Annotated in this window: 14 protein-coding genes; 11 read left to right on the top strand and 3 right to left on the bottom strand. The window is 72.8% G+C overall.

The features are described from left to right. Positions 1–31 precede the first annotated feature (31 nt). The 4 genes from OG272_RS09185 to OG272_RS09170 are packed head-to-tail and all read left to right on the top strand — an operon-like array spanning position 32 to position 4,542. Positions 32–1,390 carry a glutamine synthetase family protein gene (locus tag OG272_RS09185; RefSeq protein WP_326584001.1) on the top strand — a complete coding sequence of 453 codons (1,359 nt, stop codon included), beginning with the start codon at positions 32–34 and terminating at the stop codon, positions 1,388–1,390. 8 nt (positions 1,391–1,398) lie between these two features. Further along, positions 1,399–2,772: an aldehyde dehydrogenase family protein gene (locus tag OG272_RS09180; RefSeq protein WP_328507578.1), complete on the top strand. Its 1,374-nt coding sequence runs from the start codon at positions 1,399–1,401 to the stop codon at positions 2,770–2,772. Continuing rightward, positions 2,769–3,560, top strand: coding sequence for a 3-oxoacyl-ACP reductase (locus OG272_RS09175; protein WP_326584003.1), 792 nt, complete (start codon positions 2,769–2,771; stop codon positions 3,558–3,560). Before OG272_RS09180 ends, OG272_RS09175 begins: the two co-directional genes overlap by 4 nt. 46 nt (positions 3,561–3,606) lie before the next feature. Further along, positions 3,607–4,542 (top strand): DUF2510 domain-containing protein, encoded by a 936-nt coding sequence (locus OG272_RS09170; protein ID WP_405893031.1) that lies wholly within the window; start codon positions 3,607–3,609, stop codon positions 4,540–4,542. Positions 4,543–4,669: 127 nt separating this feature from the next. Here OG272_RS09170 and OG272_RS09165 read toward each other — a convergent pair whose 3' ends face one another. Further along, positions 4,670–5,872: an amino acid deaminase/aldolase gene (locus tag OG272_RS09165; RefSeq protein ID WP_328222622.1), complete on the bottom strand. Its 1,203-nt coding sequence runs from the start codon at positions 5,870–5,872 to the stop codon at positions 4,670–4,672. Positions 5,873–7,004: 1,132 nt separating this feature from the next. Here OG272_RS09165 and OG272_RS09160 point away from each other — a divergent pair. After that, positions 7,005–8,684, top strand: coding sequence for a hypothetical protein (locus tag OG272_RS09160; protein ID WP_405893029.1), 1,680 nt, complete (start codon positions 7,005–7,007; stop codon positions 8,682–8,684). Between the two features lie 140 nt (positions 8,685–8,824). Then, on the top strand, positions 8,825–10,060 hold the full coding sequence (mycP, locus tag OG272_RS09155; RefSeq protein WP_327732301.1) for a type VII secretion-associated serine protease mycosin: 1,236 nt from the start codon (positions 8,825–8,827) through the stop codon (positions 10,058–10,060). Between the two features lie 177 nt (positions 10,061–10,237). On the opposite strand, the gene OG272_RS09150 is transcribed toward mycP, so the two are convergent. Beyond that, a complete protein-coding gene (locus tag OG272_RS09150; protein ID WP_327730532.1) occupies positions 10,238–11,287 on the bottom strand; it encodes a serine hydrolase in 1,050 nt (349 codons plus the stop codon). Between the two features lie 149 nt (positions 11,288–11,436). Between OG272_RS09150 and OG272_RS09145 the strand changes: the two genes are divergently transcribed. Next, entirely contained in the window at positions 11,437–12,168 is a 732-nt protein-coding gene (locus OG272_RS09145) for an SseB family protein (protein WP_326584008.1), read from the top strand. A 58-nt stretch (positions 12,169–12,226) separates the two neighbouring features. On the opposite strand, the gene OG272_RS09140 is transcribed toward OG272_RS09145, so the two are convergent. Beyond that, the gene (locus tag OG272_RS09140) at positions 12,227–12,583 is read right to left on the bottom strand and encodes a DUF1844 domain-containing protein (RefSeq protein WP_328222620.1); all 357 of its coding nucleotides are present in this window, start codon (positions 12,581–12,583) and stop codon (positions 12,227–12,229) included. 371 nt (positions 12,584–12,954) lie between these two features. Between OG272_RS09140 and infC the strand changes: the two genes are divergently transcribed. The 4 genes from infC to OG272_RS09120 all read left to right on the top strand — a co-directional run bounded on the left by infC (position 12,955) and on the right by OG272_RS09120 (position 15,623). Further along, entirely contained in the window at positions 12,955–13,638 is a 684-nt protein-coding gene (gene infC, locus OG272_RS09135) for a translation initiation factor IF-3 (RefSeq protein WP_405896000.1), read from the top strand. 131 nt (positions 13,639–13,769) lie between these two features. Continuing rightward, the gene (rpmI, locus tag OG272_RS09130) at positions 13,770–13,964 is read left to right on the top strand and encodes a 50S ribosomal protein L35 (protein WP_003977225.1); all 195 of its coding nucleotides are present in this window, start codon (positions 13,770–13,772) and stop codon (positions 13,962–13,964) included. A gap of 110 nt (positions 13,965–14,074) precedes the next feature. After that, positions 14,075–14,458: a 50S ribosomal protein L20 gene (gene rplT, locus OG272_RS09125; RefSeq protein ID WP_184896197.1), complete on the top strand. Its 384-nt coding sequence runs from the start codon at positions 14,075–14,077 to the stop codon at positions 14,456–14,458. A 307-nt stretch (positions 14,459–14,765) separates the two neighbouring features. Further along, positions 14,766–15,623, top strand: coding sequence for an RNA methyltransferase (locus tag OG272_RS09120; protein WP_327730533.1), 858 nt, complete (start codon positions 14,766–14,768; stop codon positions 15,621–15,623). Positions 15,624–15,669 lie beyond the last annotated feature (46 nt).

Here is a 15,669-nt window from a genome sequence, read left to right as displayed (position 1 = left end):
GTGGCCGAAGAAGCTTCTAGGAGGCTTTCCCGTGGCAGACCGCACACCCCCGCTCTCCGTCGAGGAACTCCACGCCCTCGTCGCGGGCGGTGAGATCGACACTGTCGTCCTGGCCTTCCCCGACATGCAAGGGCGCCTCCAGGGCAAGCGGTTCGCCGCGCGCTTCTTCCTCGACGACGTGCTCGACCACGGCACCGAGGGCTGCAACTACCTCCTCGCCGTCGACACCGAGATGAACACCGTCGACGGCTACACGATGTCCTCCTGGGACCGCGGCTACGGCGACTTCGCCATGCGCCCGGACCTGAGCACCCTGCGCCGGGTGCCGTGGAACGAGGGCACGGCCATGCTGATCGCCGACCTGGCCTGGAACGACGGCTCACCGGTCGTCGCCGCGCCCCGCCAGATCCTGCGCCGCCAGCTGGAGCGCCTCGCCGAACTGGGCTACACGGCCAACGTGGGCACCGAGCTGGAGTTCATCGTCTTCAAGGACACCTACGAGCAGGCCTGGGACGCCGGTTACAAGGGGCTGACCCCGGCGAACCAGTACAACATCGACTACTCGGTCCTCGGCACGGGCCGAATCGAGCCCCTGCTGCGCCGGATCCGCAACGACATGGAGGCCGCCGGGCTGACCGTCGAGTCCGCCAAGGGCGAGTGCAACCCCGGCCAGCACGAGATCGTCTTCAAGTACGACGAGGCCCTGGTCACCTGCGACCAGCACGCGATCTACAAGACCGGCGCCAAGGAGATCGCCTCGCAGGAGGGCGTCTCGCTCACCTTCATGGCGAAGTTCAACGAGCGCGAGGGCAACTCCTGTCACATCCACCTCTCGCTCGCGGACGCCGACGGCGCCAACGTCATGGCCGACGGGCAGGAGATGTCCCAGGTCATGCGGCATTTCCTCGCCGGACAGCTCGCCGCGCTGCGCGACTTCTCGCTGCTCTACGCGCCCAACATCAACTCCTACAAGCGGTTCCAGCCGGGCTCCTTCGCGCCGACCGCCGTGGCCTGGGGATACGACAACCGGACCTGCGCCCTGCGGGTCGTCGGCCACGGCCGCTCGATGCGCTTCGAGAACCGGCTCCCCGGCGGTGACGTCAACCCGCACCTCGCCGTCTCCGGGCTGATCGCGGCCGGGCTGTACGGCATCGAGCAGAAGCTGGAACTGCCGGAGGTGTGCACGGGGAACGCGTACACCGCCGGATACGACCAGGTGCCGACCACCCTCCGCGAAGCCGCCGAGCTCTGGGAGAACAGCCCCATCGCCAAGGCCGCCTTCGGCGACGAGGTCGTCGCGCACTACAGCAACATGGCCCGCGTCGAGCTGGCCGCCTTCGACGCCGCCGTGACCGACTGGGAGCTGCGCCGCTCCTTCGAACGTCTGTGAGGAACGACTTGTCCCAGCACCACACCCTGGACATCCTCAACCCGGCCACGGAGGAGGTCATCGCCACCGTCGCGGGCGCCGCCGAGCAGGACGTGGACGCGGCCGTGCGCCGGGCCGACAAGGCACAGCGGGCCTGGGCCGCCGTCGCCCCCGCCGACCGGGCCCGGCTGCTGCGCCGCTTCGCCTCCGTGGTCGACGACCACGTCGAGGAACTCGCCCGCCTGGAGGTCCGCGAGGCCGGACACACCCTCGGCAACGCCCGCTGGGAGGCCGGCAACGTCCGGGACCTGCTCGACTACGCCGCCGGCGGCGTCGAACGGCTCTCGGGCCGGCAGATCCCCGTGCCCGGCGGCCTGAACGTCACGATCCTCGAACCCCTCGGGGTCGTGGGCGTGATCGCGCCGTGGAACTTCCCCCTGCCGATCGCCGCCTGGGGGACCGCCCCCGCGCTCGCCGCCGGCAACGCCGTGCTCCTCAAGCCCGCCGAGACCACCCCGCTCACCGCGCTGCGCCTCGCCGAACTCGCCCTGGAGGCCGGACTCCCGGAACACCTCTTCCAGGTCCTGCCCGGACGCGGTGACATCACCGGCGAGGCCCTCGTGCGACACCCCGGCGTCGCCAAGATCGTCTTCACCGGCTCCAGCCGGACCGGCAAGCGCGTCATGGAACTCTGCGCCGACCAGGTCAAGCAGGTCACCCTCGAACTCGGCGGCAAGAGCCCGAACATCGTCTTCGCCGACGCCGACCTCAAGGCCGCCGTCGACCCCTTCTCCTTCCTCGACAACGCCGGCCAGGACTGCTGCGCCCGCACCCGCGTCCTGGTCCAGGAGTCCGTGTACGACGAGGTCCGGAGCCTGCTCGCCGAGGCGCTGGCCGCCGTGGTCGTGGGCGACCCCGCCGACGAGAAGACCCAGATGGGCCCGCTGATCTCCCGTCAGCAGCTGGACCGCGTAAGGGAGTTCGTGCCCGACGAGGCCGCCGCCCTGCGGGGCAGCGCCCCCGAGGGCCCCGGCTTCTGGTTCCCGCCGACCGTGCTCACCGGGGAGCGGCCCGACTCGGCCGCCGCCCGCGAGGAGATCTTCGGCCCGGTGGCCGTCCTGCTGCCCTTCACCGACGAGGCCGACGCCGTGCGGCTCGCCAACGACACCCCGTACGGCCTCTCCGGCTCCATCTGGACCCGGGACGTCGGCCGCGCGCTGCGCGTCTCCCAGGGTGTCCGCGCGGGCAACCTGTCCGTCAACTCCCATTCCAGCGTCCGCTACTGGACCCCCTTCGGCGGCTTCAAGCAGTCCGGCATCGGCCGTGAACTCGGCCCGGACGCCCTGACCGCCTTCACCGAAACCAAGAACGTCTTCATCAGCACGGAAGGCCCCGCACAGTGACCTCATCTCCCGACGAGAACATCTGCCGCCGTCTGGTCGGCCGCACCGCCGTCATCACCGGCGCCGGCAGCGGCATCGGCCTCGCCACCGCGCGCCGGCTCGCCTCCGAGGGCGCGCACATCGTCTGCGGCGACGTGGACGAGGCGCGCGGCAAGGCGGTCGCCGAAGAGGTCGGCGGGATCTTCGTGAAGGTCGACGTCACCGACCCCGAGCAGGTCGAGGCGCTGTTCAAGACCGCGTACGACACCTACGGCAGCGTCGACATCGCCTTCAACAACGCGGGCATCTCGCCGCCCGACGACGACTCCATCCTGGAGACCGGCCTGGAGGCCTGGAAGCGGGTCCAGGAGGTCAACCTCACCTCCGTGTACCTGTGCTGCAAGGCAGCCATCCCCTACATGCGGCGCCAGGGCAAGGGCTCGATCATCAACACCGCGTCGTTCGTGGCCCGGATGGGCGCGGCGACCTCCCAGATCTCCTACACGGCCTCCAAGGGCGGCGTGCTGGCCATGTCGCGGGAGCTGGGCGTGCAGTTCGCGCGGGAGGGCATCCGTGTCAACGCGCTCTGCCCGGGGCCGGTCAACACCCCGCTGCTCCAGGAGCTGTTCGCGAAGGACCCGGAGCGGGCCGCGCGCCGGCTCGTGCACATCCCGGTCGGGCGGTTCGCCGAGGCCACCGAGATCGCGGCCGCCGTCGCGTTCCTCGCGAGCGACGACTCGTCCTTCGTGAACGCCACCGACTTCCTGGTCGACGGGGGCATCTCGGGCGCCTACGTCACCCCCCTCTAGGGCAACCGGAACACCGACACCGTCGGTGTGTGATTAGAGTGCCGGGATGAGCAGTTCGCCTCCGCCCGGCTGGTACAGCGACCCGTCCTTCCCGCTCACCGAACGCTGGTGGGACGGGACCGCCTGGACCGATCACCGGCGCCAGCCGGAGCAGCCCGTGCAGCCGGTGTTCCAGCCGCAGCCGCCCCCGGGCAGGGGCGCCGGCCGCACCAAGGTCGTCGCGCTGGCCGTCGTCGGGGCCGTCCTGGTCGCCGGGGCGGTCACCGGCGGGGTCCTCCTGCTCGGCAAGGACGGCGACGGCGGCCAGGAGACGAGGACCGCCACGACCTCCCCGACCTCCGACGCCGACGGGAACGACAGCCCGTCCCCCACGAAGCCCGCCACCGCGTCCCCCACCGGCGACCCGAGCGTCGTCGTGGACGACCTCAACGGCATCACCTTCCCGATCCCCGACGGCTGGGAGGACGGCGACCGATCCGGCGAGGAGGACGCGGTCCTGGTCACGGACGGCACCTTCGACTGCCCCGGCGAGGGCGGGGTGTGCCGCGGTGGCGTCGTCGTCTCACGGACCGTCACCGGCAGCGACGAGACCTCCCCGAAGGCCCTCGCCGAGAACGACATCGAGGACGCCGCCAACGACGCCTTCGACCGCGACGTCCTGGACCGGCAGCCGTACGACGGCATCACCGGCCACGAGGTCGTCGGCTCCGGTTCGGTCGCCGTCGCGGGCCGGGCCGGCTACTACGTGCGCTGGCGCGTCACGACCGGGGCCGGACCCGGCGGCTACGTCCAGTCCCTCGTCTTCCCGTCCGGCCGCGGCTCCGAGGCCCCGGTCCTCGTCCGGTTCGCCGTCGACGCGGGCGACGACGGTCCGCCGGTCGGGGACATCGACGAGATCGTCGAGGGCATCCGGCCGGTGGGCGACGCGGGCGGGGACGGGGATACGGGCGGGGGAGTGGGCAGCAGCCTCGGCCCGTCGTGAGCCCGAGCCGGCCCACGGCGCGTGCGGAGCCGGGAACCCCGGTGGGGCTCCCGGCCGCTCCGGGGCCACAGGAACATGTGGCCCCGCTGCAGGCACGTGCGCCCCGTTACAGGAACATGTGGCCCCGCTACAGGAACGTGTGGCCCTCGCCGCGGTACGTCGGCACGGCCGCCGTCACCTCGTCGCCCTCGACCAGGTGCAGCACGTCGAACCGCTCGCACAGCTCGCCGGCCTTGGCGTGCCGGAACCACACCTTGTCGCCGAGCAGCAGGTCGTCCGCGGGCGCGCCGAGCAGCGGGGTCTGCACCTCGCCGGGGCCCTCCTGCGGGTCGTACTTCAGCCCCTCGGGCAGATACGGCACCGGCAGCCGGTCGGGGCCGGGCGCGCCGGAGGCCGGGTAGCCGCCGCCCAGGACGGTGACGACCCCGACCCCGGGGCGCCGTACGACGGGCATGGCGAACAGCGCGGCCGGACGCCCGCTGAACGAGGTGTAGTTGTCGAAGAGCCGAGGCACATAGAGCCCGGAACCGGCGCCGATCTCGGTGACCGCGTCCTCCGCCGCCGTGTGCTGCACACTGCCCGTGCCGCCGCCGTTGACGAACTCCAGGTCCGGCGCCACCCGCCGTACGGCGCGCACCACTTCGGCCCGCCGCGTGGCCAGCTCCTTCTTCGCGGTGGCCTGCATCAGCCGGATGGCACGCGACCGGAACGGCCGCCCGGCCACCGAGTCGCCGACACCGGCGATATGGCCCTCGTACGCCATGATCCCGACCAGCTTGAACCCCGGGCGCTCGGCGACGGCGCGGGCCATCTCGCCGACCTGCGCGGCGGAGCGCAACGGGGAGCGCAGGGCGCCGACGCGCACCCGTCCGCCGAGCAGCTTCAGCGAGGTGTCCAACTCCAGGCAGACGCGCACGACTTCGGTGCCGCCCCGCCGGGAGTTGTCGATCAGCTGGAGCTGGGCGGGGTCGTCGACCATGACGGTCACCGCGGCGGCGAGCTTGGGATCGCCCGCCAGTTCGGCGAAGGCCTCGTGGTCGGCCGACGGGTAGGCGAGGAGGATGTCCTCGAAACCGGAACGGGCCAGCCACAGGGACTCGGCGAGGGTGAACGACATGATGCCCTGGAAGCCCTCACGGGCCAGGACCCGCTCCAGGAGCGCCCGGCAGCGAACGGACTTGCTCGCGACGCGGATCGGCTTGCCGCCGGCCCTGCGGAGGAGGTCGTCGGCGTTCGCGTCGAAGGCGTCGAGGTCGACGATCGCCAGAGGGGCGTCGAGATGAGCTGTGGCCCGGTCGTACCGGGCCCGGTCGGCGGCGCGCGCAGTCATGCACGAAGCCTGCCAGACATGATTACCGCAGGGTAGGGGGACGTTCCGGGCAGAAGCCGCGGGCCGGCGGACTGGTTCCCGTTCGGCGGGGGCCAACCCGTAGAGTGACGCGCACGCAGGGACGACCTCGACGGGGATGCCGATCCGCTGCCACGGGTATGGCTTGCCCGTGGTGTTGGCAGGCCGTCGGCGGGCCGACTCCCACGGTATGCGTGACGACCGCTCCCCACGGGTGGTCGGGCGCCCGGACGACCTCCGGGTCCGCACGGGACGAGGAAACGGGGGGTGCATGAGCACCGAAGCGCGCCGCGCCTCCATCCCCCCGCGCCCGCCGGCCCCACCCCGCCCGTCCATACCACCGGGCCAGGATCCGTCCGCCGCGACGCCGGGCGACCCGACCTCGGCCACCGCGACGCCGGGGGCCCCGACTCGACCGCCGGCGTGGGCACCCAGGGACGACAGCGAGGCGCCGGGCGCGCGTCCGTCCGCCGCAGGTGATGCGGGATCGCGTCCGTCCGCGGGTGGCGCCGCCGGTCCGGTGCCGCCGGTGCGAGACGGATCGGCGCCGCCTCCCTCGCGCGAGTCCGCTGCGGCCGGGTCGGCCTCCGGTCCGTCCGGCCCGCTTCCTCCGCCCCGCTCCGGCCCGGTGGGGGGATCCTCGGCCCTGCCGCCCCGCCCGGATCGCGAGCCCTCGACCGGGAACGGCCCGACTGTGCCACGCCGCCCGCAGCGACCCCCGGTGGCGGGTGCCCCCGCGCGACCCAGCAGCCCGCCTCGTCCGTCCTCGGCGCCTTCGCCGACGCCGGGCGCGACTCGGGACGTACGGCACCCGGGTACGGCGGACACGCCGAACACCACGGAGAACAAGCCGAACACCACGGAGAACAACCGGAGTTCCGGCAGCCAGGCCGGCCCCCTGCCCTCCCGTACGCACGGCTCCGGCCCGGCGGCCGGCCAGGGCGGCCTCTCGCGAGGCTCCGGCCAGCCAACCGGACAGCGCTCCGCGCGTGGTTCCGGTCAGACGGGTGCTCAGGGTGCTGCTCGTGGTTCCGGTCAGGCGGGCGGTCAGGGTGCTGTCCGTGGTTCCGGGCAGGCGGGCGGGCGCAGCCCCGTGCGTGGTTCGGGTCAGGCTGTGACGGAGCAGGCTCCCGTGGGGGGTTCCGGCCAGGCGATGACCGGCCGTAACCCGGCGCGTGGTTCCGCCGTGGACGGCGGCACCGCCCAGCGCCGCGCCGAACACCCGCGCTTCTCCGACTTCCGGCGCGCCGCGAGCCAGAACGGCGGCACCCCGGCCACCCCGCCGCCCCCGGCGGCTTCCGCCCGTTTCCCGGACGCCCCACCGGCGGGCTCGGCTCGCTTCTCCGACGCCCCACCGGAGGCCTGGACTCGTTTCCTCCACGCCCCGCCGTCGGCCTCGACCCGCTTCCCGGACGCCCCACCGGCGGCGTCGGCTCGTTTCCCGGACGGCCCGCCCGCCGCCCGTCTCCCGGACGACACCCCGCCCTCGGCCCCGGCACGCTTCCCCGAGACCCCACCCTCGGTGCGCGACGCCGGACCGCGTGCGGGTGCCGCGCGGACCTCGGGTGCCCGTGCCGGTGACTCGGCCCCGCCTGTCGACGACCGTTCGTCCCGGCCGTCCGGCCCTTCCGCCGACGGCGCACCACCCCGGCCCTCCGGCTCCTCCTCCGGCGGCGGCCGCCCGCCCCGTCCCTCCGACTCCGCCCCCGGCTCCACGTCGCCCCGTCCGTCCGGACCGCCCCCGAGGTCGGCGCCCCACAACGGCGTCTCCGCTCCCGGAGGTGCCGTTCCGCCCCCTGCCTCGCCCCTCCGTCGTCCCCTGCCCGAGGAGACCGGTCCCGAGGGCACTCCCCGGCCGCGGCCCATCACCCCGGAGCGCCCCGGTGGCTGGCAGCCTCCGTCGGCGTCCTCCCGGCGGTCGGCCGAAGCGCTCGACTCCGTGCTCGGGGCGTCCCCCGGGCGGCCTTACGTGACGTTCGCGCAGCCGGACACCTCGCCGTGGACGCCGCCCGAGTCGGACGAGGGGCGGCGCAAGCCGCGGCCCACCAAGGCACGGGCGGCGGCCGTCGCCGCGTGCGTGGTGCTCGGCGTCGGCCTCATCGGCGGTGCGGCGGCCGGGAGTTGGCTCAGCGGCGACCCCGGGGCGGACAGCTCCCGCGACACCTTCGCGGCGGCCGGAGAGCTGTGGCACGGTGTACCCGTCGACGAGTTGTTCCCGCCGACCGTCCGGGGAGAGGGCGCCGGCCCCGGCGGCACCGACCGCACCTGGACCCGGGTCGCCGTCGCGCCCGACAGCGGCTGCGCCGACGCCTTCGACCCGCTGCTGCGCAAGGCCCTCGCCCCCGTCGGCTGCCTGCGGCTGCTGCGCGCCACCTACACCGACGCGACCCACAGCAACGTCACCACCGTCGGCCTGCTGTTCACCAAGACCGACACCGCCGCCATGGCCGCGCTCAGGAACCGCTTCACCAAGGACGGCCTCGACCGCCGTACCGACCTGATGCCTCGCCCGTACGCCGCCGAGGACACCGTCGCCGCCGGCTTCGGCGACGACCAGCGGGCCTCCTGGACGATCTCCGTCCTCACCGACGTCCCCGTCGTCGTGTACGCGGTCTCGGGCTTCGCCGACGGCCGTACGGTCACCGAACCGCAGCCCGCCGAGGACGCCATGAAGTCCGGCGCCACCACCGCGCCCGCCCAGTCCGGCCTCGGCCACGAGGCGAAGGGCCTCGCCGACCGCGTCGAACGCGGCCTGCGCAAGACCGCCGCGTCCGCCACGGAGCAGCCTTCATGAAAGCCCACAAACCCGAGACCGCCGCGAAACCCCCGACAGCGGGGAAGGCCGAGACCGCCGAGAGAGCCACGTCAGCCATCACGGCCACGTCGGCGAGCGCATCCGGGCAAGCCCCGACGCCCACCCGGGCCGGGATCGCGATGCGGGACGAGGCGTCCGCGGTCGTCGCCGGAGGCGGTCGGCGGGGGCCGCGTCGTCGTCGGCCCTCGCGGCTGGGGCTCCTCAGCGTCCCCCTCGCCGCCTCCCTGGCCCTCCTGCCGTCCACCGCCGCGCACGCCGACGGCATCCGGGACCAGCAGTGGGCGTTGGGCGCGATGCACACGCAGGAGGCGTGGCGTACGACGAAGGGCGCCGGCATCACCGTCGCCGTGCTCGACACGGGCGTCGACGACGAGCACCCGGACCTGGCCGGGAACGTCCTGCCGACGAAGGACATGGTCGGCTTCGGGGCGTCGCGCGGCGACCGCTCCTGGGCCCGCCACGGCACCGCCATGGCCGGGATCATCGCCGGACACGGACACGGCGTGAACGACGGGGACGGCGTCCTCGGCATCGCCCCCGAGGCCGAGATCCTCCCCGTCCGCGTGATCCTCGAAGACGGTGACTCGGCCCGCTCCAAGGCCCGCAGCACCCGCGGCAACGCCCTCGCCGAGGGCATCCGCTGGGCCGCCGACCAGGACGTCGACGTCATCAACCTCTCCCTCGGCGACGACTCCGAGTCCGCCCACCCCGAGCCCTCCGAGGACGCCGCCGTCCAGTACGCCCTGGCGAAGGGCTCGATCGTCGTCGCCTCGGCCGGCAACGGCGGCGAGAAGGGCGACCACATCTCGTACCCGGCGGCCTACCCGGGCGTGATCGCGGTGACGGCCGTCGACGAGGACGGCGACCGCGCCCCGTTCTCCACCCGCCGCTGGTACGCCACCGTCAGCGCCCCCGGCGTGGACGTCGTCATCGCCGACCCCGACCGCAAGTACTACGAGGGCTGGGGCACCAGCGCCGCCGCGGCCTTCGTCTCCGGCGCCGTCGCCCTCATCAAGGCGGCCCACCCCGGTTTGAGCCCCGCCCAGGTCAAGCGTCTCCTGGAGAGCACCGCCCGCGAAGTCCCCGTCGGCGGTCGCGACGACTCCCGGGGCTTCGGCTTCGTCGACCCGGCGGCCGCCATCGAGGAGGGCGGCAAGCTCACGCCCGACGACCTCGCGTCCGCCTCGTACGGCGGCAAGTACTTCGGCTCGGGCCCGGACCCGGTCGAGGAGGAGGACCCGACCGCCGGCTGGGCCGCCCCCGCCGCGGGCGGCCTGGGCGTGGTCCTGCTGGTCACCGCGGTGGTGGTCTGGCGCGGACGCGGTCGCGGCCGCCCCGACGAGTACGTCATCTGACGCTCAGGCTCAGGCCTAGGCCCAGGCCCAGGCCTAAGCCCGGGTCCGGGTCCAGGCCCACGCCGATACTCACGCGTACGCCTACGATCCCGTACGCCTCCGGCCCCGTACGCCTCCGGCCCCGTACGCCTCCGGCCCCGTACGCCTCCGGCCCCGTACGCCTATGACCCCGTGCTCCTACGACGTCGTGGCCGCGCTCGCCGTGACCGTCGCGTCCGCCGGACTCTCCGTGTCCCCGAACACCGAGACGGCCGCCTTCGCAGCCGCCTCCACCAGCGAGATCCCCTTCGCCTTCGTCGTGTTGCCGTTCGACACCACCGCGACCAGGTACTCCCGCCCGTCCACCGTGACCCGGCCGACGCTGTTGATGACCCACAGCCCGGTCGCGGTACGCGGCAACCACCCGTTCTTCAGGGCGAACGCCGCCGCGGGGGACCCGGACACGGCCGCCGACACCCCCCAGTCCTGGCCCGCCGCGATCTGTCCCATCAGCTCCTGGACGTACGCCCGCGAGGCCGCACTCAGCACGGACGTGTCGTCGTCCCCGAACACCTGCTGGAGCAGGGCGAGTTGATCGCTGGCCGTGGTCTGGGTGAGGCCCCAGTACAGGCCGTCGCCGCCCTCGGTGTCCGTGAGCCCGAACCGCTCGTTCGCGGCGTCCAGGCCGTCCGCCCGCCCGATGGCCATCCACAGAGCCGTCGCGGAGACGTTGTCGCTGTCACGGATCATCGTGGAGGCGTACGCCTTCTCCTGCGCGGTGAGTTGCCGGCCCGCGTCCTGCGCCTGGAGCAGCAGCGCCGCCAGGATGTCCGTCTTCACGATGCTGGCGGTGTCGAACCGTGCGTCCCCGTACCCGGCCGAGTCCCCGGACGCCACGTCGAGCACGGCCACGGACACCGCCGCCCCGTCCTCGACGGCCACGTCCGCCAGGGCCGCCGCGAGCAGCTCGTCGTGGTCCGCCTCGGGCGCCGCCACTGGTTCCACCGAAGCCTCCTCAGCGACCGTGTCCGCGCCCGGCGCGGTGGAGGCGGAGGCCGAGGGCGAGGGCGATACCGACGATGACGCCGACGACGATACGGCGGAACTCCCGCCGTCCTGCGCCTGGGCCCTCATGTACACCGTCCCGGCGGCCGTGCCGCCCACCAGGACGAGAGCGACGAGCGCGGCGTGGACGAACGGACGGCGCCCGGACGGGCGGGCGAGGCGACGCGCTCTGGGAGAGGGCATGCCGCGATGGTTCTGCGCCGGGCTGTGCGGCGGGTTAGGCGCGTGTTAGATGCTTGTCAGGAAAAGCTGAGAAAACCGTGAGTGATGTGACCGTCACGTTTCCGGCCTGCCGAACGCCTGGGAGACGTCCCCCGATAGGGTCGACGACCGTGGCGAACAAGAACATTCCCGACCCAGGCTTCTCCGACGACGACGGCTCCGCCGACCCCCGGCTGAGCGCCGCGCTCGCCGCCTGGGCCGAGGACCGGACCGCCGTTGGCCCCGTCCTCGAAGCGCTCAAGGGCGCCCGGCTGCTCGTCCCCGTCGTGGCCGTGCTCGGCGAGGTCGAGGTGGACGAGAACGGGCTGCGCCGCGAGAAGACCAGCGACATGGCTGTCCCGACCCTGAAGGCCGGCGACCGCACGGCCCTGCCCGCCTTCACCTCGACCGACTCCCTGGCCCGCTGGGACCCCGCCGCCCGCCCCGTCGCCGTACCGCTGCACCAGGCCCTGCAGGCCGCCGCGCACGAGAAGGCCGACACGATCGTCCTCGACCTCGCCGGGCCCGTCCCCTACGAGCTGACCGGCCGCGCCCTGCTCGCCCTCGCCGAGGGCCGCACCACCACCGACCCGCTCGTCGACCCCGCCGTCCTCGACGCCGTACGCTCCGCCGTCGCCGCCGAGCCGGCCGTCCTCCGCGCCCACCTCGGCCCCGGACAGGCCGACGGCACCCTCGCCCTCGTCCTGGACCCCGCCGCCGCCCAGGCCGAGACCGCGCGGTCCGTCGCCGGACGACTCGCCGCCGACGAGACGCTGCGGGCCCGCCTGGTACGCGGCCTCGACCTGGCACTGCTGCCGGCCGGGGCGACGCCGCCGGGCGAGCCCTTGTACGTACGCCGGTGAAAGCTGTCCGTACGCCGGTGAGAGCCGTACGTACGCCAGCGAAAGCGGGATCGAAGGCCTAGCCGTAGATCGGGCCCGTGTACTTCTCGCCCGGGCCCTGACCCGGCTCGTCCGGGACGACCGACGCCTCGCGGAACGCCAGCTGCAGCGACTTCAGACCGTCGCGCAGCGGGGCCGCGTGGAAGGAACTGATCTCGGTCGCGGACGCGTCCAGCAGACCGGCGAGGGCGGTGACCAGCTTGCGGGCCTCGTCCAGGTCCTTGTACTTGTCGCCCTCCTCGGTCAGACCGAGCTTCACCGCGGCGGCGCTCATCAGGTTGACGGCGACCGTCACGATCACCTCGACCGCGGGGACCTCGGCGATGTCGCGGGTCATCGAGTCGAAGTCGGGGTTCTCAGGAGGGGTCTCACTCATGCCCCACACGATAGGCCCCGGCGCGTACGCCCCGACCTGCGGGAGTCCGCTGCGCCCCGATTGGCACCGCAGGTTTGAACCCGCTATGGTTAGTTCTACGACCGGCTGGACACCTGTGTGCCCGGCCCGCAAGTGGAGGCTCCGAACTCCCACCTGACCGTCCCCCGGGATGGCAGGTCATCCGGTCAGGCGGCCCCCACCGTTCCGTACGGACGGTGGAGTCGTCCGATATTGCGCCCCGCGGCACACCCGCGGCGGTGCTCCGGCAGTACATGGAGCCCCGCCTGTGTCCCGTCCGGGGCATTTTTCATGCGCCGCGATGGTTGGTCCGGATGTCAACCAGACATAACGCGGCGGTCCGCCAGACCGTCGTGTGGTGCTACCGAGGAGGATCCATCAGCGCCGAGCCCCGCATCAACGACCGGATTCGCGTTCCCGAGGTGCGACTTGTCGGTCCCAGCGGCGAGCAGGTCGGGATTGTTCCGCTTGCCAAGGCCCTGGAGCTTGCGCAGGAGTACGACCTCGACCTGGTCGAGGTGGCCGCGAACGCACGTCCGCCGGTCTGCAAGCTCATGGACTACGGGAAGTTCAAGTACGAGTCGGCCATGAAGGCCCGTGAGGCGCGCAAGAACCAGGCGCACACGGTCATCAAGGAGATGAAGCTCCGGCCGAAGATCGACCCGCACGACTACGACACCAAAAAGGGTCACGTCGTCCGGTTCCTCAAGCAGGGCGACAAGGTCAAGATCACGATCATGTTCCGTGGTCGCGAGCAGTCCCGGCCCGAGCTGGGCTACCGACTGCTGCAGCGTCTCGCTTCGGACGTCGAGGACCTCGGGTTCGTCGAGTCGAACCCGAAGCAGGACGGCCGAAACATGATCATGGTTCTCGGTCCGCACAAGAAGAAGACCGAGGCGATGGCCGAGGCCCGCCAGGCGCAGGAAGCCCGCAAGGCCGAAGCGAAGGCCAACCCCGGCAAGTCGCAGAACGCCGCCGACTCCGACGACGTCGAGGCCGAGGTCGAGGCGCCTGCCGAGGAGCCTGCCGAGGCGTAAGTCCCCGGGACGCGAGTCCGGGGGAAACCCTGGACACCGGTCCAGGGTGTCAACCGATAGAAATGACGTTCCGTCGTGCCCGGTTTCGCGACCGGGCACCGGAGCGCCACTGACGAGGAGAGAACGGCGCTATGCCGAAGAACAAGTCGCACAGCGGTGCCAGCAAGCGCTTCAAGATCACCGGCTCCGGCAAGGTGCTCCGTGAGCGCGCCGGCAAGCGCCACCTGCTCGAGCACAAGTCGTCCCGCGTGACGCGTCGCCTCACCGGCAACGCCGAGATGGCCCCGGGCGACGCCGCGAAGATCAAGAAGCTTCTCGGCAAGTGACGCGACGGCACCTGATCAACCGATCGGTGCGCGCCGTACGTCAGGACCGGGACCCCATCGAATTCGGGTCGTGTGAGGACACCCACGGCCCCGCTACAAGGAGTTAACAAGTGGCACGCGTCAAGCGGGCAGTCAACGCCCACAAGAAGCGCCGGGCGATCCTCGAGCAGGCCTCCGGCTACCGCGGTCAGCGTTCGCGCCTGTACCGCAAGGCCAAGGAGCAGGTCACCCACTCGCTGGTCTACAACTACAACGACCGCAAGAAGCGCAAGGGCGACTTCCGTCAGCTGTGGATCCAGCGCATCAACGCTGCGGCCCGCCAGAACGGCATGACGTACAACCGCCTCATCCAGGGTCTGAAGGCCGCCAACATCGAGGTGGACCGCAAGATCCTCGCCGAGCTGGCCGTCAACGACGCCACGGCTTTCGCCGCGCTGGTCGAGGTGGCCCAGAAGGCGCTGCCGGCGGACGTGAACGCGCCCAAGGCAGCGTGACGCTCGCGCTGGCTCGAGCCCCGCGTGTGTTGTGACCCGGACCCGCAGGTGTTCGCCGCCTGCGGGTCCGGGCGTTTTCGGGTGCGTTGTCGGCTGCGGGTGCGTGGGGCTCCTCGCGCAGTTCCCCGCGCCCCTGAAAAGCAGGGGCTGCGCCCGTGCTTTTCAGGCCCGCAGGGGCCTGGTCTTTGAGGGGCGCGGGGAACTGCGCGAGGAGCCCCACCCACCCGCACTCGCCGAACGCACCGCACTCCCCGAGCTCTCAGGCGCCCAGTCCACCCGCTCACCCACCCGATCCAAAAGGTGACCCATGCCCCCCGCCCCCGAGTTGATCTCCCCCCGCTCCGCCCGCGTGTCCGCCGCGCGGCGGCTCGCGAAGCGGAACTTCCGGGGCAAGGACCGGCTGTTCCTGGCGGAGGGCCCGCAGGCGGTGCGGGAGGCGGCCGGGCACCAGGTGCAGGGCACGCCCACCCTCGTCGAACTGTTCGCCACGGTCGAGGCCGCGGAGCGGTACGCCGACATCGTCGGGGAGGCCCGCGCCGTCGGGGCACGGGTGCACCTCGCCGACGAGGCGGTCGTCGCCGACATCTCCACCACCGTCACGCCGCAGGGCCTCGTCGGGATCTGCCGGTTCCTCGACACCCCCTTCGAGACGATCCTCAAGGGCCGTCCCAAGCTGGTCGCCGTGCTCGCCCACGTCCGCGACCCCGGCAACGCCGGCACCGTACTGCGCTGCGCCGACGCCGCGGGGGCCGAGGCCGTCGTGCTCACCGACGCCTCCGTGGACCTCTACAACCCCAAGGCCGTGCGTGCCTCCGTCGGGTCGCTGTTCCATCTGCCCGTCGCCGTCGGCGTGCCCGTCGATGAGGCCGTGGCGGGGCTCAGGAGCGCCGGTGTGCGGATTCTCGCGGCCGACGGGGCGGGACAGGACGACCTCGACGACGAGCTGGACAAAGGGACGATGGGCGGGCCCACGGCGTGGGTGTTCGGGAACGAGGCGTGGGGGCTGCCCGAGGAGACGCGGGGGCTCGCCGACGCCGTCGTACGCGTACCGATCCACGGAAAGGCGGAAAGCCTGAACCTGGCGACCGCCGCCGCCGTATGTCTCTACGCGTCCGCCCGTGCACAGCGCGCCTTCGGAGGGTGCCGCACCGTCACGCCCAGCTAGTAGGGTGACGGGCTCGGGGGCCCACTGCACAACGCGAGAGGTGGGG

It is taken from the genome of Streptomyces sp. NBC_00104 (assembly GCF_045160825.1).
In the GTDB taxonomy this organism is placed as follows: Bacteria; Actinomycetota; Actinomycetes; order Streptomycetales; family Streptomycetaceae; genus Streptomyces.
Note: the sequence above shows the minus strand (reverse complement) of the source record. Positions and strands in the feature narration are given on the sequence as shown.